The sequence below is a fragment of the Sphingomonas gilva genome (assembly GCF_003515075.1).
Classification (GTDB): domain Bacteria; phylum Pseudomonadota; class Alphaproteobacteria; order Sphingomonadales; family Sphingomonadaceae; genus Sphingomonas; species Sphingomonas gilva.
Genome location: NZ_QWLV01000001.1, coordinates 801,684 through 825,386, shown reverse-complemented (window position 1 = coordinate 825,386; position 23,703 = coordinate 801,684). Strand labels below are relative to the sequence as shown.

Sequence of the window (23,703 nt, the reverse complement as noted above, 5' to 3'; positions counted from 1 at the left end):
CGCCTCCTATCCGGCGAGGATCAGCGCATCGAGCGCGACCGCGCCTTGTCCTTCGGGATAGACGACGACCGGATTGAGGTCGATCTCCCGGATCGATGGTGTGCCGGCGAGCACGCGGCCAAGCACGCCGATGAGGCGCGCCGCCGCGTCGATATCGAGCGCGGGCGACCCCCGATAGCCGTCGAGCAGCACCCCCTGCTTGAGCAGGCGCAGCTCGGCGACGATCGCCTCGTGCGTCAGGTCGTGCGGCAGCAGCCGGACGTCGTGCAGCAGCTCGGCGGTGACACCGCCGAAGCCGACCAGGATCACCGGCCCCCATTCGGGATCGTTGCGCGCGCCGACGATCAGTTCCAAGCCCCGCGCGCCCATCGCCTCCACCAGCGCGCCGTCGAGCGCAATCGACGCGTCATAGGCGGAGACGTTGGCGAACAGCCGTTCCCACGCTCCATGCAGCGCGACATCATCGGCGATGTTGAGGATGACGCCACCGGCGTCGCTCTTGTGGCTGAGCGCGGCCGCCTGCGCCTTCAGCACCACCGGATAGCCGACCCGTCCGGCGATCGCACGCGCCTCTTCCACGGTCGCCGCGAAGCCGCCCGGGGGGAAGGCGAGACCGAGCGGCGCGAGCAGCGCCTTGGCCTGATATTCGGGAATGACCCTGCCGGCCAGCAGCGCCGCCGGCACCGGATCGATCGCCGCTCTCGCCTGCCCCCGCCGGCCCGCGTCGGCGAGACGCGCCAGCGCCCGGAACGCGCGATCCGGCGACGGGAAGTAAGGCACGCCCAGATTCCGCAGCCCGGCGATATATTGGGCCGGCACCGACGCGCCGTCATCGAGCCCAGCGAAGATCACCGGCTTGGTCGGCGACAAGGCGCGGATCGCCTCAATGATCGGCTCGAACTTCAGCTTCGAGGTGGCGATGTCGGTCTGGATAATGCCGAGCACGATCGCGCCGTAACGGTCATCGGCCAGCAGCGGCGCCAGCGTGCGCCGGTAGAGATCGGGATCGACCAGCGCCTGCGCGGTCAGGTCCATCGGGTTCGATACCGGGATGAAATCGGGGATCGCCGCGCGCAGCGCTTCGTGCGTCGCATCGGCGGGCGCGGGCAGCGGCAGCCCGATCGTCTCGCACAGGTCGAGCGTCAGCGCCTTGAACGCGCCCGATTCGGTCAGCACGGCGGCGCCTGAGGCCGAGACCCCGCCGCAGCGGACGGTGAGATCGACGACGTCGCCCAATTCCTCCAGCCCGTCGACCAGCACGACGCCGGCATGCTCGACCAGCGTCTTCATCACCTGCCAGTCGCCGGCCATCGCGCCGGTATGCGTCGCGGCCGATTCGCGGGCGGCGCTCGATTTGCCGGGATGCAGCAGCACGATCGTCTTGCCGAGCGCCCGCGCGCGTTCGGCGAGCGCAAGGAAGCGCTTGGGCTGGCGGAACTGCTCGACGATCATCGCGATCACGCGCGTGTGATCGGCCTTGAGCAGATACTCGATATAATCCTCGGCGCCCGACGCCGCCTCGTTGCCTGTCGACACGGAGATGGAGATGCCTAGCCGCTTGGCCATCAACGTGGTGCCGAGCACCACGGCCATCGCGCCCGACTGGGAAACGATGCCCACGCCGGGCCGGTCTCCGAGCCGCTCCGCCGGCGTCTCGACGAAGGTGAGCGCGACGCCATCGACATAGTTGGTCATGCCGAGGCAGTTGGGCCCCTCGATCACCATGCCGCTCTCGGCCGCAATGCGCGCCACCTCGCGCTGCGCGGCGAGGCCCTCCTCGCCCCCTTCGGCGAAGCCGGCGGCGAAGATCACCGCGGCGCCCACGCCGCGCGCCGCGAGCGCGCGCACCGTATCGAGCACCGCCGCGCCGGGGATCGCCAGCACCGCTGCGTCGATGCCTTCGGGCAGGTCGGCGACCGAGCGCAGGCACGGACGCCCGGCCAGCGTCTCATGCTTCGGATTGATCAGGTGGATGTCGCCGTCGAAACCGTGGCGCTCAAGATTGGCGAGCACCTGATTGCCGAGCGCGCCCGGCCGCTCCGACACGCCGAGGATGGCGACCGAGCGGGCCTTGATCAGCCGATCGAGCGAGCGGGTCCGCGGCGGCGCGATGGTGGCGGCATCCATGATCGTTCAGGCCGACTGACGGCTCTTGTCGTACACGCCCAGCCCAGGCTTGTAGCTCTTTTCGTCGATGAACTGCCGGATGCCCTCCTTGCGCCCTTCGTTATCGTAGCTGTTGGCCGCCTCCTGCGCGCGGATCAGATAATCCTCGGCCTCGTCATAGGGCAGGATCGACACCCGGCGGACCGCGTCCTTGGTCGCCTTGAGCGCGACCGGATTTTTCTTGAGCAGCGCCTTGGCCACGGCGGTCACACGCTCCTTGAGCGCGGTGAGCGGATGCGCCTCGTTGACCAGGCCCCATTCGGCGGCGGTCTTGCCGTCGATATTCTCGCCCATCATCGCGTGGTACATCGCCTTGCGGAAGGGCATCAGCTCTACCGCCACCTTGGTCGCACCGCCGCCGGGCAGGATGCCCCAGTTGATTTCGGACAGGCCGAACTGCGCTTCCTCGGCGGCAAAGGCCAGATCACACGAGAATAGCGGGCCATAGGCGCCGCCGAAGCACCAGCCGTTGACCATCGCGATGGTCGGCTTCTGATACCAGCGCAGCCGCCGCCACCAGCCATAGGCCTCGCGCTGCGCCCGGCGCGTGCCGCCAAGACCCTGGGCTTCGGTATCGCGAAAATATTCCTTGAGGTCCATGCCCGCGCAGAACGCCTCGCCCTCGCCCGTCAGCACGAGCACGCCGACATCGTCGCGATATTCGAGCGCATCGATCACCTCCATCATGTCGCGATTGAGTGTCGGGCTCTGCGCGTTGCGCTTCTCGGGACGATTATACTTCACCCACGCGATGCCGTCCGCGACATCATAGGCGACGACGCCGTTGCTACTCAGTTCGGTCATGCAATTTTTTCCTGTTCAGATCGGGTAGTGGCCGGGCTGGGTTTCGATCGTGATCCAGCGCAGCTCCGTGAAAGCGTCGATGCCGGCCTTCCCGCCGAAGCGGCCGTATCCGGAGGCCTTGACGCCGCCGAACGGCATCTGCGCCTCGTCGTGCACGGTCGGGCCGTTGACATGGCAGATGCCCGACTTGATCTGCCGCGCGACCTTCAGCCCGCGCGCGGTGTCGCGGGTGAAGACCGAGGCGGAGAGCCCGTAATCGGTGTCGTTGGCGAGTTCGATCGCGTGCGCCTCGTCCCTCGCGCGCACGATCGCCACGACCGGCCCGAAGCTTTCGTCGCGGAACAGCTTCATCGCCGGCGTCACCTTGTCGATGACATGCGCGGGCATCAGCACGCCGTCCGCCTCGCCGCCATTGACCTGCACCGCGCCGCCCTGCAGCGCGTCGTCGATCAGGCCGCGCACATGGTCGACCGTCTTTAGGTCGACCACCGCGCCGAGCGGCGTCTTACCCTCGCGCGGGTCGCCGACGGGCATGCCGCTCACCTTTTCCCCGAACTTCGCGACGAATTCGTCGGCCACCGCGTCGACGACGATGATCCGCTCGGTCGACATGCAGATCTGGCCCTGGTTCATGAAGGCGCCGAACGCCGCCGCCTTGACCGCCTCGTCGAGATCGGCGTCATCGAGAACGATGAGCGGCGCCTTGCCGCCCAGTTCCAGCAGCACGGGCTTCAGATGTTCGGCCGCGCGCCTGGCGATGATCTTCCCGACCGCGGTCGATCCGGTGAAGTTGATGCGCTTGATCTCCGGATGGTCGATCAGCGCGCCGACGATCCCGGCAGCATCCTCCGGCGCATTGGTGACGATGCCGACGGCCCCGGCCGGCAAGCCGGCCTCCGCGAACGCCTCGGCGATCAACGCGTGCGTGCGCGGGCATTGTTCGCTCGCCTTGAGCACGACGGTATTGCCGCAGGCGAGCGGCACGGCGACCGCGCGGACACCCAGGATGATCGGCGCGTTCCAAGGGGCGATGCCGAGCATCACACCGACGGGTTCGCGCAGCGCCATCGCGATGCAGCCCGGCTTGTCCGAAGGAATGACCTCGCCGCCGATCTGGGTGGTGAGCGACGCCGCCTCGCGGATCATGCCCGCCGCCAGCATCAGGTTGAAACGCGCCCAGCCTTCGGTCGCGCCGATCTCGCCCATCATCGCATCGACGAACTGATCGGCCTTGGCTTCAAGCGCGGCGGCCGCCTTGGTCAGCAGCGCGCGCCGTGCATTGGGCCCCATTGCCGACCACGCCGGAAACGCAGCCGCGGCTGCCTCGACCACCGCATCGGCGTCCGCCACGCTCGATGCCCGCGCCGTGCTCGCGATCTCACCGGTCACGGGACTGATCCGCGTAAAGGTCGGTCCTTCAGGTTCCGCCAGCGCCGCCATAATCCTCTCCATCGCTGATTGTTATGTGAAATAGCGTAATAGCGTAAAGGCGACAAGTGGCAAAATAGGCAATTGTTTTCAGGGCATCGGTGGCGGCTGGATGTTTGCGATGATCATGCCGGCAGGCGGAATCGGGCCCGCCGCCACGCTTCCCGCTCCTGCCTATTCGGGGTCGAGCAGCCGGTGGTAGATCTTGTCGAGCGCGTTCATGAACGCGTCGAGCTCGGCGGGCGTCAGCGCCTCGCGCGCGGGCCGCTCGTTCTCCTGCGCCCGCGCCATCAGCCCGTCGAGCGCTTCGCGGCCGGCGGCGGTGGCGACGATGCGATGGCGGCGGCGATCGTCGGGGTCCTTGGCCCGTCCCGCCCAGCCGCGCCGTTCGAGATCGTCCATGATCCCCACCAGCGAGGTCTGGTCGAATCCCCCGACGCGCGCGAGATCGATCTGCGAGATGCCGGGATTGGCGACGATCAACGCAAGCGTGGTGAACTCGCCGGGCTTCAGTCCGTCGCGCCAGCCGCCCGCGCGGAACGACTCGGTCATATGGTTGCGAATACGCCGCAGCCGGAAGACGATCACGTCCCGCAGCACGCCGATGTCGTATTCGCCCTGCCCCCGTGACGCGTGGCTCGGCACGAGATCGTTGAGCCCGGTGGTCACGCCGCGATTCGCTCCTCGATGAAACGACCGACCTTAGCGATCATCGCGTCATTGTCCCACAGGCGAGAATCGACCATGCTGGCGGTCAGCTCCAGCGTCGGGATGCCCGCCTGTTCCAGCGCGAGCTGGCAGATCTTGGTGCCGAACGAGCTCATCCGGTCGCCGATCGGCACCAGGACCACTGCGCCGTCGCACTGATAGTCCTTCGCCTGCTGGACGATCCATTCGGCCATCCAGCCGGGCAGATGAAGCTGCTCGTTCATGCTGATGTGCCGCGCCGCCAGCGCGCGGAGCGGATCGACCCCGTCGTCGAAATATTTGCGATACCCGTCCGACAGGAAGTTCGAATACATCGACCACACAAAGGTCGCGCCGTGGCTCTCCTCGAAGGCGCGGTAGAAGCCGGTGTTGAACCACAGGCCGTTGTTGACCCACAGCAGGCGGACCTTCTCGTTCGGGCAGATCGCATAGCCTTTATCGATCCGCTCCTCGATCTCGTCGCAATAGGCGGTCAGATGATCGACCGCCCACTGCCCGCCGCGATTCCATGTCGCGGCCATGATGTTGGTCAGCTGCTCGGGCAGCGACACCGGCACCGGCTTGGTCCCGCCGATCAGCCGCTTGGCGCGATCGACCTGCTCACCGGCCTGGTTGACCAGATGCATCACCTTGCGCAGCTCCTCGGGATCGAGCGCGCGATGCGTCAGCGCCTCGGTGAGCGCGATCACGCCCTTCAACTGCTCGACCTGGAAATCCAGCCGGTCGGAGCCGTAGAGTTCCTCCCAGCCGTGCTGGTTGCGGTCGAACCACGGGCTGCCGAGATCGGCGAGCGACGAGCTGTCGAGCGAAACCAGCGGCACGTCCCCGCCGAAGGCGCGCGCCCATTGCTCGCCGATCTTCTGTCCGAAATCGCCGCGCAGCCGTTCGAGGATCATCAGCGGCTTCGGCAGGCCGCCATAGGGTGCGCGGTCGCGGTCCCCGTCCAGCGTCGTCATGAACGGCAGCGATCCGTAACGCGGCAGGCCGTCATGATAGCCGAGCTTGTCCATCAGCCCGAAATAATAGGGCGAGAGCTGCTTGGCGGAGATGATCGCCGAATACCAAGGCAGCGAGATCACCGGAATGTCGAGCGCGTGGAAGATCTCATGCGGAGTCACCGCCTCGGCGATCACATAGGGCGCGCCGCCGGCGATCACCTCTTCGCGGAAGCGCGCCTGCCCGGCCTTCTGATAGGCATTGGCGGCATGGGTCGCGGCCATCCGTGTGTCTTCGGTCATGCCGGCACCTTCGCGATCTGGCTGAGGAAATCGGAGATCGCGGCGCGCTGGTCCTCGGCCGGCGGATCGAAATAGGGTTGGCGTTTCAGGAACAGCGACGGGATGCCTCGCGCCTCGAGCAACTGGCGCTGGTCGGGATATTCCCAGCCCAGCGTGTCGTCCCATTCATCGTGGAAGAAGATCACGCCATCGATGGCCGCCTCTTGCGCCAGTGCGATGAAATGCGCGTCCTGATCGGCCTGCGGATGCACGCGGGGACCCAGAATATGTCGTTGATAGTGACCGGCGAGCGCCTCCCAGGGCGCGTCGTTCTCCGCGACCAGCGCGCGGAAGGTCGGGTCGCCGGCGACATGATCGTGCGCGACGACGCGGCCGCCCGCCGCCTCGATCAGCGCGGTGACGTGCGGGTCGCTCTGCGGACTGCCCTTAAGGAGCAGGCGTGGGGCCGATGGCAGCGGTTCCGGGGGATCGGCAGCCAACGCGTCGAGCGCGGCGATCGCGTCCTCGGGCGCGAGCACGGACGCGGCGCCGATCACCTTGAGCGCATCGATTCCGTCGAGCCGGGTCTCGCCGCGCCACAAACTGCTCGCCGCCTGGAGCGCCGACCGCAGCCGGTTGCACAGTCTTATCGCCTCGGCGAGCGCACCGTCGTCGACCGGCCGGCCGCCGAGCGTCTCCAGCCGCTTCGCGAACGACCGCATGCGCGATTCGTCCCAGCGCGCGGTCAGCCAGTGCGGCGATTGGAGCAGGTCGAACAGATAGGTTTCGGGAACCGGCGCATCCGGTTCCCAGCGCGGCATCTCGCGCAGGAAGTAATAGAGCTGCAGATAGACTTCGGACGTGCGCGGGATCACCACCAGGTCGGCGAAATCGAAATCGCCGGTGAGCATCGATCCGAAGATCGAGCGCACCTCGCCGTCCATATATTCTTCCATGTAGCGATCGGCGATGGATGCGCGGCGTCCCGGATCGCCGACCAGACGGACAGGATCGAGACCGACGGCGACGATCAGTTCGACAGGCACGGAATTGAGGAAATAGCCGACGATCGTCGCGCCCGCCGCCTTGCGCCGACGCGCCTCGCCCAGACGATCGTCATAGGCCGCGGTCAACCGCGCCAGCGCTTCGGCGCCGGTCATGCCGACACCATGACGACGAGCTTGCCCAGCGCGCCGCGCGTGGCGATGGCGTCGATCGCCTCGGGCGCGTCCTCGAAAGCGAAGCGGCGCGTGATGCGGGGGTGAAGCTTGCCTTCTCCGTAGAGCGCAATCAGTTTGCGGGTGTTGGCGGCGGCCACTTCGGGTTCGTTCGCCTGGAAACCGCCATTGAACACGCCGACGATCTCGCACCCTTTGAGCAACGGCAGATTGAACGGAAGCGCGGGTATCCCGGCGGTGAAGCCGACCACCAGATAACGCCCGCGCCATCCCATCGCGCGCAGCGCCGGCTCGGCATAGTCGCCGCCGACAGGATCATAGACCACGTCGAATCCCTTGGGCGCGGCCGCCTTGAACGCCTCGCCCAAAGCGCGCGAGGCGCTCTTGTCCAGCGGTCCCGAGGGATAGACGATGCCGTCGTCCGCGCCGCATTCTCGCGCGAACGCCACCTTCTCCTCGCTCGACGCCGCCGCGACGACGCGCGCGCCGGACGCCTTGGCGATCTCAATCGCGGCGACCCCGGTGCCGCCCGCTGCGCCGAGGACGAGCACGGTCTCACCCGCCGCGAGCCGGGCGCGTTGCCTGAGCGCGTGATAGGAGGTGCCGTAGGTGAACAGGAACGCCGCGCCTTCGTCGAACGGCATGGCGCCGGGCATCGTGATGCATTTGTCCGCCGCCACCACGACCTGCTCGGCAAGGCCGCCCCAGCCGGTCCGCGCGATGACGCGGTCGCCGGCAGCGAAGCCGTTGACGCCATCGCCCACGGCGCTGACCACTCCGGCCACCTCGCCACCGGGCGCGAAGGGACGCTGCGGCTTGAACTGATAGAGATCGCGAATGATGAGGCTGTCGGGGAAATTGATGCCGCACGCGCGGACATCGACCAGCAGTTCGCCCGGCCCGGGAAGGGGCGGATCGACCTGCGCGATGGCGAGGGCGTCGGACCCGCCGACTTCGGTGCTGTGCCAGATCCTCATTTCCTGTCTCCAACTGCCGCGATCGCCTGAACCGCCACGCGCAGCGCCGCGACGAGCGCGATCGGTTGATCGACCATGATGTGATGGCGCGCGTGCGGGATCGCGATCGCGATCGGACAGTTGCGCAGCCGCGCCTGCATCGCCTGCGCGGCTTCCGCGCGGACCAGCAGCGATTCCTCGCCGAAGATCAAGGCGACCGGCACATCGACGCGCTCCAGCAGCGCGTCTGCCCCGGTCCGGTCCATCGTCGCCCACAGCGTCGGATCGAACTTCCAGGTCCATCCCGCCTCGCCATGGGCGTCGGCTTCCATCCAGCGCAGCGACGTGCGCGCGAGATGGTCGACCACTTCCGGCCATTGGCTGTCCTGTTCGGGGGCGAAGCGATAGCGCGCCAGCGCGTCGGCCAATTGCGGATAGCGCCGCGTCGGCGCGCCGCGCGTCGTCCAGCGCGGCTTGCGGTCGGGCGGCGGCACGAAGCTGTCGACCATGATTCCGCCGGCTATGCGGTCGGCATGATGGGCGCCGACCTGCATCAGCGGCATGCCGCCGAACGAATGCGCGATCGCCACCGGCTTGACCGAAGCGCGATCGAGCCCGGCGGCGGCGATCGCGTCGCACGCCTCCGCTCCGAACGTCGGAAGGTCGTACGCCTCGCGCCAGCCGGACCCGCCCATGCCAGACCAGCTGATTGCGGCGCAGCGATAGTCCCGCGCGAAATAGGGGGCGATGAAGCTCCACCAGTCCGCGTGCGCGCCGTTGCCGTGCAGGAACAACAGGCCGGGCTTGCCGATCTCGCCCCAGGTCAACAGTTCGATGTCGACCCCGCCCGATGCGAATGTCGATCGGCTGGGCTCTACCGCTATCGCTTCGGCGAACCAGGCGGACGCCTCCGGCCGCTCCCCTCGGAAGCGGCCGAGAAGCGATCCGTCATCCGCATCCGTCGTCGGGTCGGCTTCCTTGTCGTCGGTTGCGGTCGCCATCCTCAACTCAGAACTTCTTCGTGACGGTCAGATTGACGAAGCGGCCGAGCGCGCTCGCCTGCCCCGGATCGAAGCCGTTCTGGATGTTCACGAACGGCGCGCGTTCGTTGAAGAAGTTGGTGCCGTCCAGGCTGATCTCCAGCCCTTCCAGCAGGCCGCTGTCCTGCTGGAATTCGTACCCCAGGTGGAAATCGACCGTGGTCAGCGATTCGACCCGCTGGACCGGGCTCACCAGAACATTGTTGTAGCCGTTGAGATAGTTGACCGTGACCTCGACCGAAGCGCCGGCGTTGGACCAGCCCACCGATCCGCGCGCGCGGAAGTCGACCGGGAAGTTGATGTTCGATTTCTGCTGCTCGAGCGGCGCGTCGGGGCTGATCGCCACCTTGTAGTTGAACAGATAGGTGCCGTTGAGGCCCAGGCCGAACTCGCCGACATCGGTGTCGATGTCGTAGAGCAGGTTGAAGTCGACGCCGTCGGTCTGGATCGACCCCAGATTCCGCGCCTGGCCGTTATAGAAGAATCCGACCACCGGCGGACGGATGCCCGCGATGGTGAAGCCCTGATCAAGATAGGACTGGATGAGCTCGTCGCTCGGGTTGCGCGTCACGACGAAGCTGTAGTTCGGATCGAGCAGGCTGTTCGCGGTGCGCGGCGGGAAACCGATTACGTCGCTGTAATCGATGTTGAAATAGGTCGCCGAGAGAAGCAGCCCGGGCGTGCTGCGCGGGCTGAACTCAACGGTGCCCGACCATGTCGTCGCCTTTTCCGGCGTGAGATCCGGATTGCCCGCGTTGAGCGACAGGCCCACGCTGCTGCCGGTCGGCGATTCGGGATCGAGCCAGGTGACGACCGCGAGACCCGCGCCCGTCCGCAACAGCGGCAGGTCCTGCAGGTTGGGCGCGCGGAACGACTGGCCGTAGCTGCCCTTCAGCACCAGCCCGTCCACCGGAGACCAGTTGACGCCGAACTTGGGATTGGTGGTCGAACCGACATCGCTATAATCGTCGATGCGCCCGGCGATCGACAGGTCGAGCCGCTCGAACCCCGGAACCGCGTTGCCTGAGCCGAAAATGGGGATGAAAAGCTCGCCATAGGCGGACTTCTGGTTACGCTCCTGCTTCTGATAGAGCAGGTTCGGGCTGTCGATCCTGCCCATCGCCGACCCGCCGTCGATCGTATAGCGAATGAACTCGGCCCCCACCGCCAGTCGCACGTCGCCGCCGGGCAGGCTGAGCAGCGAGCCGCTCAGATTCACCTGGCCGCCGCGCGTGCGGTTGATCGCATAGGGATTGAAGATGCCGACGAAGATCGAATCGAGCACCGCCTGGCTGTTGCCGCCGCCAAAGGGATTGAACGCCGCCGCCGGATCGGTGCTGCCGAGCGCCGCGTTCAGCGCGCCTGAATCAATCCGCCGCGTCACCTGCGCGCTGTCGTCGACGCCGTAGAAGCCGGAGATGTTGAACTCCCAGTCCTGGGAAATCTCCCACTCCAGCCCGCCGCTGAAGCGCCTGTCGCGCGTATAGCCGGTCTGGTTGATGAGGCCGAGCTCGCGTGTGAAATCATATTCGACCGTCACGCTCGCGGGATTGGTTCCCGGCGGCGCGACGAAATAGGGATTGCGACTTGGTACGCTGAGGTTGACCAGATTGGATGTCGATCCCTGCTGCAGCGCCTTGGCTTCGTAGCTGCGGTTGCTGAACAGCACCTGCGCGTTGAGCGTCAGCCCTTCGGCGATCTCCTGGTGCGCGTTGAACACGAAACTGTCGCGCGTCTCGGAGGGCAGAATGTCGCCGAAGCGCAGATTTTCGCAATAGTTGCGCGTTCCGGGTATCAGCAAGGCCGCAGTCTCCGGCGTCACACCGCCAACCGGGATCGCGTAGGACCTGCCACCCGTGACGATATTGCCCGGGTTGCACTGGCTGTTGCGATAGTCGTTACCGCCGAGCCCGGTCAGGTCCGAACGGATGTAGCTGCGCTCGCCGCCGTTGAGATTATCGGTCTCGGTATGCTCGTAGGAGAGGGCGAAGCCGCCCGTGCCCCACCGCTTGCCGACAACTGCGCCGGCCTGGGCAAGCCAATAATCTTCTGCAAGACCGCCGCGGGCGCGGACCATGACGCCGTCATAATCACGGCGCGTGATGAAATTCACCACGCCGGCGACAGCATCCGATCCGTAGATCGCCGACGCCCCGTCCGCCACCACCTCGACGCGTTCGATCGCGATCGCCGGAATGGCATTGGGATCGATGTAGTTGCCCGAAACGCCGCTCGACGGCAGGCGCTGGCCGTCGAGCAGGGTTAGCGTCGCGCCCGGCCCCAGGCCGCGCAGGTTGATCGAGCTGCCGCGAGTGGTGTTGGTGCCGCCCTGGCCGGACACCGTGGGCGACGAGGCGTCGACGCCGAAGCCCTGCACCTGCGGAATCTTGCGGAGGAAGTCGGTCACGGTCGCGGTCGGCTGCCGCTCGAGCTGCTCGGCGCCCACCGCGATCACGTTCGAACCCACAGGCGCGATGCCGCGGATGCGCGAACCCGTCACGATGATGCCGGCCTCCTGCGGCGGAGCGGCGTCGCCCTCGACGCCCTGAGGATCGACCGTGGTCTCCGGCGCGACGTCCTCCTGCGTCAGCGGCGCGGGCTGCGTCGTCGCGGGGGGCGCCGCCTGATCGGCCGGCGCCGGACTGGTCTGGGCGAAGGCCGACGTGCCGGCCAACAACAGGGACGCCGGAACCATGAAACGGTGAGCCATCTTCCTATCCTCCCCCGCCGGACCGGCGGCTGCAGCGCTCTTTGTGAGCGTCGAGTTGGTTATAACTAGAAACAGTTTGCCATGTAAAGGGTTTGCTGCTCAGATGAAGGCGAAGGAGAGACACATGGCGGATTCAGACGTTCTGATCGTCGAGCGCCGCGGCACGGTGGCGCTGTTGCGGATGAACCGGCCCGATGCGCGCAACGCCGTGAACGAGGCGTTGCGGCATGCGCTGATCGCGGCGATCGAAAACGCCGCTGCGGACGAAACGGTGCGGGCGCTGGTGCTGACCGGGGAAGGCTCCGCCTTTTCCGCCGGCGGCGACATCGCCGCGATGAAGGCCCGGCTGGAACGCGATCCCGGCGCGGTCGCCGCCCAGGGATGGCTGCACCAGCGTCGCAACACGCACCGGCTGGTGACGCTGCTCGCGAGCATCGAGAAGCCGGTGATCGCGGCGGTCAACGGGGCAGCCGCCGGCCTTGGCGCCGATCTCGCGATCGCGTGCGATCTGGTGATCGCCTCGGATCGCGCCAAATTCGCCTACAGCTACATCCTGCGCGGCCTGATCCCCGATGGCGGCGGCATGTTCCTGCTGCCCCGCAGGATCGGGCTGGCGCGGGCCAAGAACCTGATCTTCACCGGCCGCACCGTCCTTGTGCACGAAGCGTTGGCGATCGGCCTGGCCGACGAGATCGCCGCGCCCGACGTGTTGGTCGATACTGCGGTGGAGCGCGCGGCCGCCTATGGCGCCGGATCGCCGGTGGCGCTGGGGCTTGCCAAGTCGATCCTCAACCATAGTCATGAAACGTCGCTCGACGACGTGCTCTCGGCGGGCGCGGCGGCGCAGGGCATCTGCTACGCGAGCAGCGAGCACCGCCAGTCTGTGACCGATTTTCTCGCCGGAAAGCGCTAGGCCGTGCGCGGCGCGGTCGCCACCTTCGCGCGGACCAGGCCGGCGATCGTGTCCAGGGTCGGCGTGTCGAGGCCGGCCGCCCGCGCGAAGAGCTGCGGCGCGGTAACGAGCCCGTCGACCTCCTGCGCGCGTCCGCGCTCGTAATCCTGCAGCATCGAGGATTTGTGCCCGGGCGACGGCCCGTGGTCGTCGATCGCGCAGGTGACGCCATGCGCCGCCGCGATCGCCACCGCCTCCGCGCCCAGCCGATCGATCACCGGCCTGAGGTCGGGATCGTCATAGACCTCGCGCGAGGTCCGCTCGGTCAGGAAGGCGAGCAGCGACACGCGCATATTGGCGATCAGCTTGTCCCAGATCCGCGCGCGAAGGTCATCGGTCGCGGGCGATTCGATGCCCGCCTCCTCCAACATGCCGCGCAGCATCGCGATACGCGGGCTGGTGGAGTCGTCGATCTCCCCGATGATCAGCCGATTGCGCCGCGGCGAATTGTTCTGGACCACGCCGGGCGCGGCGAGATCGTTGGAGGAATAGATCACCCCGCCGATCACGCGTTCCATCCCGATGCGATCTGCGAGCAGCGCCGGGTTGAGCAGCGACAGGTCCGGCGGCGCGCGGCGCGCGACGTCCAGGCCGCTCGCATACCACCAGGGCACGCCGTTTTGCGCGAAGATCACCGGGGTGTCCGGGCCGAGCAGCGGTGCGATCCGCTGGGCGACTTCGGGAAGGGCGTGTGCTTTGAGGGTGACGATCACGACGTCCTGGGGGCCGAGATCGGCCGGATCGTCCGACGCGGCGACGCGCGCGGTCAGGCGCTCGCCGGCGCGGATCAGGGTCAGGCCGTCGGCGCGGATCGCGGCCAGGTGCGCGCCGCGGGCGACGACCGACACCCGGTGCCCCGCCGCCGCCAGCCGCACCGCGAAATGCCCGCCGACCGCGCCGGCGCCGTAGACGCAGATCCTGAGCGCGCCGTCAGCGGCGGGCACGCTGCGCCTCCCATTCGGCGTCGCTTCGCTTCAGCAGATCCTCGACGCCCGAGTTGCGCAGGTGCCGCCCGCCATCGAGCACGACCATCTCGCCGTTGATATAGTCGGCGGCGGGCGACAGCAGATAGGTGGCGAGGTCGGCAAGCTCGTCGGGACGCCCCGGCCGCTCCAGCGTATTGTCGCCCGGAGCCTCGGGCTCGCCCTCCCGGCCCGCCGCCACCTTGGCCATGAAGCCGGCGGTCGGAATGGTCCCCGGCGCGATGGCGACCAGCCGGATGCGCTTCGACGCCCATTCCACCGCGAGGCTCTTGGTCATGGCGAGCACGCCGGTCTTCGACACGACCGTCGGCACGGTGAAGCCCCGCCCGGTGATCGCCGCGGTCGACAGGATGCTGAGCACGCTGCCGGGCCGGCCGGCCGCGATCCACCGCTTGCCCGCCGCGAGCGTGCAGTAGATCGAGCCGTGAAGCGAGGTGGCGAGCACCGCGTCGAATGCGCGGTGCGACAGATGCTCTGACCGGGCGACGAAGATCGCCCCGGCATTGTTCACCAGCGAATCGACCGGGCCGCCCGCCCAGGCGGCGTCGAACAGCGCGTCGACATCGGCCGGATCGCGGATGTCGCAGCGGATGGCGTCGACGCGAGCTCCCGTCGCCGCGGCGATGCGCTCGCCGGTCTCGCGCAGCACCTCCTCGCGGCGGCCGCACAGGACGAGGCTCGCGCCCAGCCCGGCGAAGCGCTCGGCCATCGCCGCGCCAAGCCCGGTGCCGCCGCCGGTGATGAGGATGCGTTTGCCCGCCAGCAGACCATCGGCGAACATCAGACCGCCCCCGCGGCGCGCAGCGCCTCGATCCCGCCGGCATCATAGCCGAGCCCGGCGAGTATCTCGTCGGTGTGCTGGCCCAGCGTCGGCACGGCGCCCGCCTCCAGCCTGCCGCTGCCGAGCTGGAAGCCGGGGCCGACCAGCTTCAGCGGATCGTCCGCGCCGGGAAGCTCGGCATCGAGGAAGATCTCGCGTTCCTTGAAATGCGGATGATTGAGCACCTGGCCGAGGTTGCGGACGAAGGCGACCGGGACGTGCGCGGCCGCCAACCGCGGTTCGATCTCTTCGCCATTATGCTCGCGGAAGATGTCCGACAACGCCATGCGTAGCTCCTCATGGTTTCTCACCCGTGACTTGTGGTCGGCGAAGCGCTCGTCCTGCAGCAGCGACTCGCAGTGCAGCACCCGGCACATCGCCTCGATCTGATGCTGGTGATTGGCGCCGATCGCGATGTAGCCGTCCGCCGTGCGATAGGTCTCCGAGGTCGCGACCAGGCGATAGCCGCGATTGCCGGTGCGGCCGCGCACCTCTCCGGTGTAGAAGTAGGTCGGGATCGCGCCGCCCATCAGGCTGAACGCGCTGTCGAGCATCGCCACGTCGACGAAATCGCCCTCGCCCGTCTTGTCGCGGCGGTGCAGCGCGGCGAGCAGGCCGATCACCGCCATATAGCCGCTGAACGTGTCGATGATCGGAAAGCCGACCTTCATCGGCCCGCCGTCGGGATCCCCGTTCATCCACATGATGCCGGACATCGCCTGGACGATATGGTCATAGGCGGTCCAGTCGCGGAACTTGCCGGTCTGCCCGAAGCCGCTGATCGAGGCGTAGACCAGCCCCTTGTTGACCTGACGCAGCGTATCGTAATCGAGACCCAGCTTGGTGGCGACGCCGGGCCGGAAATTCTCCACCAGCAGATCGCTCCGTTCGGCGAGCTTCAGGATCACCTCGCGCGCCTCCGGCTTCTTGAAATCGAGCGTGATCGACTTCTTGCCGGTGTTGACGCCCGCGAACGGGACGCTCATCCCGGCCATGCCGGCATGTTCGGTATAGTGGCGGAAGTCGTCGCCGACCCCCGGCCGCTCCACCTTGACGACGTCGGCGCCAAGCAGCGCCAGCATGTTGGTGCAGGTCGGCCCCGACAATGCGTGGCTGAGATCAAGCACGCGGACCCCTTCAAGCGGCTTCATGCGTCCATCTTTTCCTTGTTCTTTTCGAGGGCATTCTCGATGAAATCGACAACGAGCGCGCGCATGCGATCGTCGTTCCAGCTGCGCGCATCGACCGGATCGACCGGCAGATCGAGCACCGGCACGCCCGCATCGCGCAGCGCGCGCGTGATGAAGGCGATGCCGCGATTGGAATCGAGCTGGAGCGCGCCGGACACGCGGTGCTCGCGCGCCTCGTGCACCGCCCATGCGCCGCCGAGCGGCGGAATCCACATCTGCTTGGCGAGCACCGTGTAGCGGCTGGCGAGCGCGCGGATCGGATCGCGCGCGCCGTAGCGCAGATACCCGTCGCTCGCGATCGACAGATAGTTGGAGCGGACGAAGACGACGCCGTGGCTGTCCTCGAAGCTGTCGAAGAAATCGAGCTTCTGCCACAGCCCCGCGCCGACATACATCAGCCGGTGGCGCTCGTTGGGGCAGACCCATGCTTCCGCATCGGCCAGCGCCTTCACCTCGGCGTGGAACGCCGCCGCCTGATCTAGCGCCCATTGGCTGCCGCGATGCCACTGGATGCCCATCGTCTGGCTCATCACCTCGCCCAGCCGCGCGGGCAGCTTGGGCGAATCGACGATGATCCGGCGGATCGCGTCGAAATGCTCCTCCTGCCGGTTCACCCGATCGACGATCCCGGCGAGCCGGTCGCGGTCGAGCTTCCGTCCCGCGACGCGTTCGGCCAGGCGCACCACCTCTTCGAACTGCGCGGCCATCATGTCGATGCGGTCGGTCTCGTCATAATCCTCCCACTGGCGGCGCTGCATCGACCACCATTCGGGATGCATCACCCGCATCGCGGGCTGGTCGAGACCGAGATAGGGAATGCCCCACATCCGGGCGAGCTCGGCCGCGCCGCCACCGCCTTCGTTGGTCGTCACCACCGCGGAGGCCCTGGGCAGCCCGCCCCAGGGCTTGTCGGGATGATCCGGATCGAGCACCACGCCCAGGCCGAGCGCCATGTAGCGCCTGAGCCCGTCATGATAGCCGTGCGCGCTCATCACGTTCGAGAAATGCGCCGACTGGCGCCGCGCGGCGACCAGGCCCGAATACCAGGCATCGGTGATGTAGAGCAGGTCGAGCGCCTCGAAGATCTCGTGCGGCGCGATCGGGCTGGTCAGGATATAGGGCTCGCCATCGGCGACCCGCGCCTGGAGATCGGCATACCATTGGCGCTGGTGCGCGCGCAGGCTGTGCGAGACCTGGAGCTGGGTGACGCGCTCGGGGCGCTGGCGCTCGCCGCTCATGCCGCCGCCTCCCGCCCCAGCGTCGCGACGAATCCCGCGACCGCCGCCGTCACCGAAGCGGGATCGGCCCGCGGATCGTCGCGCAGCAGCAGCTGCGGCAATCCCAGCCCGGCGGCGCGATCGCGCAGGCCGGGATAGTCCCAGCCGAACCGGCGGTCGCCGGGCGGGACCGCGAACACCACGCCGGCGATGTCGTCGCGCGCCATCGCCGCCTCGGCCCAGGCGAGCCGCGCCGAGCGCGGGCTGACGTCCGGGCCGCAGGCGATCGCATGGAGATCGTCGAGCAGCGCATCGAGCGGATCGTCTCCCGCCGCGATATCGGGCGTCGCGGCGCGCGCGCCCCATTCGCTGTCTTCCGCGACGACGACGACGCCCGCCGCCTCGATCGCACGATGAAGCGCGCCATCCTCCGCCGGGTCGCTCGCGAGGAGCAGCAGGCGCGGGCCGGATGGCGGCGAAAGCCCCTCGACCCACGCTTCCGCCTGGTCGGCAAACGTCTCCGGGCCGAGGACGTGGCTGGCGGCGATCATCGCGACCGCATCCGCGCCGCCCAGCAAGCCGGCGTCGCGCCGCCGCTGGACATCGCGCAGCGCCGCCCTGCGCCGGTTGGCGACGGCGATCGCACGTTCAAGCGCGGCGGATGTCGGCACGACGCCGATCGCGCGCGCGACCGCTTCGGCCAGCCGTTCGAGCCGCTGGCGGTTATAGGCGCGCAGCGACGCCTCGGCGCTGGGCACGAGATCATGCATGTGCAGCGGTGGAACCCCCTCCGCGCCCAGACGCACCGCCTCCTTCAGATAATAATAGAGCCATTCATGCGGCCGCGTGATCACCAGCAGATCGGCGAAGGCGAGCCCGCCACCCAGCGCCTGCTCGATCAGCGCGCGCATCTCGGCCGATTCGGCCGTTCCGACAAGATCGTCCGCCGCCGGGGTGGCGCCGCCCGCATCGGCCACGATCCGCACCGGCATCGCGCCGCACGCCAGAACCAGCTCGATCGGGACACCCGGACCGACCACGGCGACGACCGCACGCCCCGCCGCCTTCGCCGCGCGCGCCGCCGCCATGCGATCCACCGCCGCCATGTTGATGCTCTCCGCCATCGGCTCTCCCGTCATAGTTTGCCAAGGTGATGATTGGCAACACAACTGGTTATATCTTGAAACATTTATAGCCTTGCGCGCGGCGCACATCAAGCTAATATTCAGGTCAACTTAATAACAGATGGGCGGAGAACGATGGTTGAAGGCGCGGCGGGACCCCTGGCGGGGGTCCGAATCCTCGATCTGACGCGCGCGCTGGCCGGCCCCTTCGCCACCTTGCTGCTGGGCGGCCTCGGCGCGCAGATCGTCCGCATCGAGGAGCCCAAGGGCGACGGGCGCGAGAACGCCCCCTTCCTGGGCCGCGACGGCGCCAGCCTGAAGCGCCTGCACGACGACGACGTGGCGATCGGCCATCTGATCCGCCATCGCGGCAAGCGTTCGATCACGCTCAACCTCAAGCATCCGGAGGCGAAGGGCATCTTCGCCCGCCTGGTTCCCCATTTCGACGTGGTGGTGGAGAATTACACGCGCGGCACCGCCGAGCGCCTGGGCGTCGGCTACACCGCCGCCCGCGCCGCGCGCGAGGACATCGTCTATTGCTCGATCAGCGGGTTCGGCCAGGAGGGCGCGCCCGGCGGCGGCAAGGCGATGGACGGCATCATCCAGGCGATGAGCGGGATCATGCTGACCAGCGGCGACGAAGGCGATGCGCCGGTCCGCATCGGCGTGCCGTTCGCCGATCTGAACACGCCGTTGTTCGCGGTGATCGGCATCGTCTCCGCGCTCTTCCACCATGCCCGCACGGGCGAAGGGCAGCATATCGACGTGTCGATGCTGGGCGCGCTGAGCGCGCTGCAGGCGTCCGAGCCGTTCAAGCTGCTCGAGGAGCTCGGCATACCGATGCGCACCGGCGCAACGGTGCCGCGCCTGACCCCGTTCGGTGTCTATCCGGCGAGCGACGGCGATGTCGTCATCTGCTGTTCGGGCGACCGCAACTTCAAGCGGCTGGCGATCGCGATGGACCGCGTGGACCTGGAGCATGATCCGCGCTTCGAGACGCAGGTCGCGCGCATCCACCATTATCGCGAGCTCGACGCGATCGTCGGCGGCTGGACCAGGGCGCGCGGGCGCGAAGAGGTGATCGCGCGGCTGGAGGCGGAGGGCATCGCCGCCGCGCCGGTGCGATCGCCCGACGAGGCCAACCGCGATCCGCGCGTGCTCGCCCGCGGCGAGGTGATCGAGCTGGCGCACCCCGTTCACGGGCGCACCGCCGAGGTGTTCGGCCCGGGCGTTCCCATCGTCTTTTCGGCGACGCCGGCGCGGATGGCGGCCGCGGGCGCGCCGCTGGGCGCGGACAACCAGGCGATCTACGGCGACATGCTCGGCCTGGGCGAGGACGCGATCGCGCGGCTCCGCGCGGAGCAGGCGATCTGAAGGCGGCCGGGCATATGGCGACGACCGATCAGGCGGCCCCGGACGCACCGTCCGCCGAAACCGCGACGGCGCAGCCGCCCGCGAAATGGAGCCGGTATCAGGTCTGGCTGCTCGCCGTGCTCGTCATGGTCAGCGTGTGCAACACGATGGACCGGGGCATCGTCTCGCTGCTGCAGGAGGCGATCAAGACCGACCTGAAGCTGAGCGACGCGCAGCTGGGCCTGATCAGCGGCCCCGCCTTCGCCCTGTTCTATTCGATCGCCGGGCTGCCCGTGGCGCGGCTGGCGGAGCGCGCCAACCGCCCCAACCTGCTCGCGCTCGCGGTCGCCTTCTGGTCGTCGATGACCGCGCTGTGCGGGTTCGCCGTCAACTTCGTCCAGCTCGCCCTGCTGCGCGCAGGCGTCGGCATCGGCGAAGGCGGGGCCAATCCGATCAGCCACTCGCTGGTCGCCGATCAATTCTCCGTGCGGCAGCGCGGCATCGCCATGGCGGTGCTGTCGGCGGCGACGCCGATTTCGGGCATCATCATCCCGCTGACCGCCGGCGTGATCGCGCATTTCCACGGCTGGCGCATCGCCTTCATCGCCGCGGCGGTGCCGGGGCTGATCCTGGCGGTCGTTCTCAAGCTGACGATCCGCGAGCCGCGGCTGGCCGATCCCGAGCGGCCGCGCCCGTCGCATTTCGCCGCCGATCTCGGCTGGCTGGCGCGCAATCGCGCGTTCGTCTTCGTGTTCCTCGCCGCGGCGTTCAACGGCATCGGCATCCAGGGGACGGGCATCTTCACCACCTCGTTCCTGATCCGCAACCACGACCTCGACCTCGCCCAGGCGGGGACGGTGATGGGGGCGATCGGCGGGGTCGGGCTGCTCGGCACCTTCATCGGCGGCTATCTCGCCGATCGCTTCGCCGATTCGCGCGGGCGATCCTATGTCCTCGTGCCCGCGGCGGGCGCGGTGCTGTCGTTCCTGTGCTTCATGTTCGCGTTCCGGCTGGGCGCGTTCGCGCCGGCGCTCGCCGCCCTGCTGCTCGCCAACGTCGCGACCGATCTGAAGAACGGCCCCAATTTCGCGGCCGTGCAGAACATCGTCCCGTCGCGGATGCGCGCCACCGCGGCGGCGATGTTCTTCCTCGCCGCGACGGTGGTGGGCATGGGCCTCGGCGCAACGCTGGTGGGCGCGATGAGCGATCTCGCCGCGAGCGGCGCCTTCACCGCCGGCGATTATGGCGCGCTGTGCCGCGGCGGGCACGCCGTCGCTGGGGCGGCGCCGGGGGTCGAGGCGGCTTGCGTGGACGCCTCGGCGGCGGGGCTGCGCATCGCGCTCGGCATCCTGCCCTGCACCTTCCTGTTCGCCGCGCTGTTCTTCTGGCTCGCCAGCCGCACGATCCGGATCAACGAGGAATGAGCGCGCTCGCGCTCCTCCGCGCCGCGGCGGCGGATCCCGAGGCGGCGGCGCGCGCGCACAAGGCGGCGGGCGGGCGGGTGATCGCCTTTCTGTGCGACAATGTGCCGAGCGAGCTGATCGCGGCGGCCGGGGCGTTTCCGCTGAGGCTCCACGGTCGCCCGGCGATGCGCACCCGCGCGGCCGAGCGGCTGATCGACACGCTCTATCCGCCCGACGTCACGCAGCGCCCGCCCTTCGTCGCCTCGATGCTCGACATGCTGATCGACAGGGTGGTCGACTTCGTCGACGCGGTGATCGTGCCGCACAATCGCAACGCGGTGCAGGCGATCCACCGCGAGCTGAACGACGCCGCCGCCGAGCACGGGATCGGCGTGCCGAGGACATGGTATCTGGACAAGGCGTGGTCGCCGGACGCCGCCGGCCGGGCCTATGACCGCGCCGCCATTCTTGGGTTGCACGAGCGCCTCGAAGCCTTCGCCGGGCGGGCGATCCCCGATGCCGACCTGGCCGCGGCGATCGTCGACGGCAATGCGGCCAGGGCGATGGTCGGGCGCATCTCCGCGCTGCGCGGCGCCGAAATCCAGGGAAGCGACGCGCTCCAGCTGATCGCGGCCTTCTGGGCGCTGCCCCACGCGCGGTTCGCCGAGCTCGCCGCCGCGGCGCTCGGCGAGCTCGCCCCGCCCCCGCCCGGCCCCCGCCTCTATCTGGGCGGCAGCCCGCAGGATCATACCGGCCTCTACACGCTGGTCGAGCGCCTGGGCGCGACGATCGTCACGGAGGATCATTGCTGGGGCGTTCGCGCGGCCGACGGAATGCTGCCGGCGGACGTCGCTCCGCTCGACGCGATCGCCGCGCGCTTCCAGGACTTTCCCGCCTGTTCGATCCGCTTTCCGCTGCAGCGGACGATCGACGCCAACCTGGCGCGGGCGCGCGCGGCGCGCGTCGACGCGGCGATCTTCGCCGTCGCCGACCGGGACTCGACGCAAGCCTGGGAGACGCCCGAGCAGGTCGCCGCATTCCGCGGCGCCGGCATCCCGACCCTGCACCTGCGCCGCCAGCCCTACGAGCCCGACGGCGCGGCGACCGACCTGATCGGCGCGTTCCTGCAAGGACTGCCGCGATGACGGCCGAAAAGCCCCGTCGCCTGGCGAGCGTCGATGCGATCCGCGCGCACCAGCGCAGCTGGCTTGAGCAGACACGCCGGCGCGTCGCCGCCGGCGAGCCGTTCGCGATCTGCAACGCCGACGATTTCGAGGAGATCTTCACCGCCTTCGACATTCCCGCGCTGGTCATCAACTACTGGAACTCGGTCATCACCTTTTCGGAACGCAAGGGGCCCCATTTCTCCCAGGTGCTGGACGAGGCCGGCTACGAACCGTCCAACTTCGGCATGGGCCTCGCCGCGACGATCGCGCCGGCGGAGGCGCCATGGGGCGGCCTGCCCAAACCGGCGATCATCGTCGGCACGACCCGCGACGAAGCGCAGCTGCGCGTGACCGAGCTTTGGGCGCGCGCGTTCGACTGCGAATGCTATCCGCTCGATTTCAGCTGGGTATCGCAGTTCAGCCATCCCCTGCCGGCCGACTGGTGGGCGTGGCACCGCAGCCGCAGCGGCGAAATGACCGACCCCGCCCGGGTCGATCTGCGTGTCGCCCAGCTTCGCGGCCTGATCGCGCATCTGGAGCGCAAGCTGGGCCGCCGGTTCGATGAAGCCGCCTTCGCCGACATCATGAACCGGCTCAACACCCAGATGGATCGCTGGCGGGAGGCGATGGACCTGATCGCGGCGGCGCGGCCGCTGCCGGTCAGCCTGCGCGAACAGATGGCCGCCTATCAGACCGTCTGGCAGCGCGGCACGCCCGAGAATCTCCAGCTGGTCGAGGATTTCCTGGCGGAGGTCCGCGGCCTTGCCGCCGACGGCGTCGCCGCGCACCCCGAAGAACGCGTCCGCATCTACATGGCGACCAGCGGGAACGACCCGCAGTTCCACGGCCATCTGCGCGAGCGCTGGGGCGCGGCGATCGTCTCCAACCGCTATAGCGCGATCGCCCCGATGTACGCCCGCGATTTCGACGGCGATCCGCTGCGCGCGCTCGCGCGGCGGCAGCTGTTCCTGTTCGACAAGGAGCCCCACTGGGAGGTCCATGAGGCGAAGCGCTGGGGCGCGGAAATCGTCATCGGAATCGAACCCGAAGGCGCCGGCGAGACGCGGTATCGGCGCGTCGTCGAGAGCGCCGGCCTTACCTATATCCCCATTCCACGCGACGGCGACACGCCGGAAATCCGCGAGATTCTAGACCGCGCCCTTACCGCGCACCTCGCCTAGAAGGCAGTCCCACTTAACAATTGACGATTATATAGTATTGAAGCATAACTTACTATCGAACCCGCGCCAGAGAGTCGGGTCGGTTTGGGGAGACGGACATGACTGGA

19 protein-coding genes are annotated in these 23,703 nt (G+C 68.4%); 5 read left to right on the top strand and 14 right to left on the bottom strand.

Translation table 11 applies throughout. From position 1 onward, the window contains the following. Nucleotides 1–6: 6 nt before the first annotated feature. The 9 genes from D1610_RS03950 to D1610_RS03910 all read right to left on the bottom strand — a co-directional run bounded on the left by D1610_RS03950 (nucleotide 7) and on the right by D1610_RS03910 (nucleotide 12,207). Nucleotides 7–2,127, bottom strand: coding sequence for an acetate--CoA ligase family protein (locus tag D1610_RS03950; protein ID WP_118862774.1), 2,121 nt, complete (start codon nucleotides 2,125–2,127; stop codon nucleotides 7–9). A gap of 6 nt (nucleotides 2,128–2,133) precedes the next feature. Beyond that, the gene (locus tag D1610_RS03945; RefSeq protein ID WP_118862773.1) at nucleotides 2,134–2,970 is read right to left on the bottom strand and encodes a p-hydroxycinnamoyl CoA hydratase/lyase; all 837 of its coding nucleotides are present in this window, start codon (nucleotides 2,968–2,970) and stop codon (nucleotides 2,134–2,136) included. Nucleotides 2,971–2,985: 15 nt separating this feature from the next. Next, nucleotides 2,986–4,410 (bottom strand): aldehyde dehydrogenase, encoded by a 1,425-nt coding sequence (locus D1610_RS03940; RefSeq protein ID WP_118862772.1) that lies wholly within the window; start codon nucleotides 4,408–4,410, stop codon nucleotides 2,986–2,988. A 162-nt stretch (nucleotides 4,411–4,572) separates the two neighbouring features. Continuing rightward, a complete protein-coding gene (locus tag D1610_RS03935) occupies nucleotides 4,573–5,067 on the bottom strand; it encodes a MarR family winged helix-turn-helix transcriptional regulator (protein WP_118862771.1) in 495 nt (164 codons plus the stop codon). Continuing rightward, complete coding sequence (locus D1610_RS03930) at nucleotides 5,064–6,344, bottom strand: 2-hydroxyacyl-CoA dehydratase family protein (protein ID WP_182466684.1); 1,281 nt, start codon at nucleotides 6,342–6,344, stop codon at nucleotides 5,064–5,066. The genes D1610_RS03935 and D1610_RS03930 overlap by 4 nt, the downstream gene beginning before the upstream one ends. Continuing rightward, nucleotides 6,341–7,483, bottom strand: coding sequence for a 2-hydroxyacyl-CoA dehydratase subunit D (locus tag D1610_RS03925; RefSeq protein ID WP_118862989.1), 1,143 nt, complete (start codon nucleotides 7,481–7,483; stop codon nucleotides 6,341–6,343). Before D1610_RS03925 ends, D1610_RS03930 begins: the two co-directional genes overlap by 4 nt. Beyond that, nucleotides 7,480–8,478, bottom strand: a complete 999-nt coding sequence (locus tag D1610_RS03920; RefSeq protein ID WP_118862769.1) for an NADPH:quinone oxidoreductase family protein — start codon at nucleotides 8,476–8,478, stop codon at nucleotides 7,480–7,482. The genes D1610_RS03925 and D1610_RS03920 overlap by 4 nt, the downstream gene beginning before the upstream one ends. After that, nucleotides 8,475–9,458, bottom strand: coding sequence for an alpha/beta fold hydrolase (locus D1610_RS03915; RefSeq protein ID WP_118862768.1), 984 nt, complete (start codon nucleotides 9,456–9,458; stop codon nucleotides 8,475–8,477). Before D1610_RS03915 ends, D1610_RS03920 begins: the two co-directional genes overlap by 4 nt. A 7-nt stretch (nucleotides 9,459–9,465) precedes the next feature. Beyond that, nucleotides 9,466–12,207 (bottom strand): TonB-dependent receptor plug domain-containing protein, encoded by a 2,742-nt coding sequence (locus tag D1610_RS03910; protein WP_118862767.1) that lies wholly within the window; start codon nucleotides 12,205–12,207, stop codon nucleotides 9,466–9,468. A 124-nt stretch (nucleotides 12,208–12,331) separates the two neighbouring features. Here D1610_RS03910 and D1610_RS03905 point away from each other — a divergent pair, with 124 nt between their 5' ends. After that, nucleotides 12,332–13,120, top strand: a complete 789-nt coding sequence (locus D1610_RS03905; RefSeq protein ID WP_118862766.1) for an enoyl-CoA hydratase/isomerase family protein — start codon at nucleotides 12,332–12,334, stop codon at nucleotides 13,118–13,120. On the opposite strand, the gene D1610_RS03900 is transcribed toward D1610_RS03905, so the two are convergent. From D1610_RS03900 to D1610_RS03880, 5 genes are read right to left on the bottom strand one after another with little or no spacing between them, the layout of a single operon-like run. Then, complete coding sequence (locus tag D1610_RS03900) at nucleotides 13,117–14,103, bottom strand: ketopantoate reductase family protein (RefSeq protein ID WP_118862765.1); 987 nt, start codon at nucleotides 14,101–14,103, stop codon at nucleotides 13,117–13,119. The two genes, D1610_RS03905 and D1610_RS03900, sit on opposite strands and share 4 nt — an antisense overlap. Further along, entirely contained in the window at nucleotides 14,090–14,923 is an 834-nt protein-coding gene (locus tag D1610_RS03895) for an SDR family oxidoreductase (protein WP_118862764.1), read from the bottom strand. Before D1610_RS03895 ends, D1610_RS03900 begins: the two co-directional genes overlap by 14 nt. Further along, entirely contained in the window at nucleotides 14,923–16,113 is a 1,191-nt protein-coding gene (locus D1610_RS03890; protein ID WP_118862763.1) for a CaiB/BaiF CoA transferase family protein, read from the bottom strand. Before D1610_RS03890 ends, D1610_RS03895 begins: the two co-directional genes overlap by 1 nt. Further along, entirely contained in the window at nucleotides 16,110–17,390 is a 1,281-nt protein-coding gene (locus D1610_RS03885; protein WP_118862762.1) for a 2-hydroxyacyl-CoA dehydratase family protein, read from the bottom strand. The genes D1610_RS03890 and D1610_RS03885 overlap by 4 nt, the downstream gene beginning before the upstream one ends. Continuing rightward, entirely contained in the window at nucleotides 17,387–18,493 is a 1,107-nt protein-coding gene (locus D1610_RS03880) for a 2-hydroxyacyl-CoA dehydratase family protein (RefSeq protein ID WP_182466683.1), read from the bottom strand. Before D1610_RS03880 ends, D1610_RS03885 begins: the two co-directional genes overlap by 4 nt. A 135-nt stretch (nucleotides 18,494–18,628) precedes the next feature. Between D1610_RS03880 and D1610_RS03875 the strand changes: the two genes are divergently transcribed. Genes D1610_RS03875 through D1610_RS03860 form a run of 4 tightly spaced genes read left to right on the top strand, consistent with a single transcriptional unit; the run spans nucleotide 18,629 to nucleotide 23,596 of the window. Further along, complete coding sequence (locus D1610_RS03875; protein WP_118862760.1) at nucleotides 18,629–19,867, top strand: CaiB/BaiF CoA transferase family protein; 1,239 nt, start codon at nucleotides 18,629–18,631, stop codon at nucleotides 19,865–19,867. Nucleotides 19,868–19,881: 14 nt separating this feature from the next. Next, on the top strand, nucleotides 19,882–21,270 hold the full coding sequence (locus D1610_RS03870) for a spinster family MFS transporter (protein ID WP_118862759.1): 1,389 nt from the start codon (nucleotides 19,882–19,884) through the stop codon (nucleotides 21,268–21,270). Then, the gene (locus D1610_RS03865; protein ID WP_118862758.1) at nucleotides 21,267–22,394 is read left to right on the top strand and encodes a 2-hydroxyacyl-CoA dehydratase family protein; all 1,128 of its coding nucleotides are present in this window, start codon (nucleotides 21,267–21,269) and stop codon (nucleotides 22,392–22,394) included. Before D1610_RS03870 ends, D1610_RS03865 begins: the two co-directional genes overlap by 4 nt. Then, nucleotides 22,391–23,596, top strand: a complete 1,206-nt coding sequence (locus D1610_RS03860; RefSeq protein WP_118862757.1) for a 2-hydroxyacyl-CoA dehydratase family protein — start codon at nucleotides 22,391–22,393, stop codon at nucleotides 23,594–23,596. Before D1610_RS03865 ends, D1610_RS03860 begins: the two co-directional genes overlap by 4 nt. Nucleotides 23,597–23,703 lie beyond the last annotated feature (107 nt).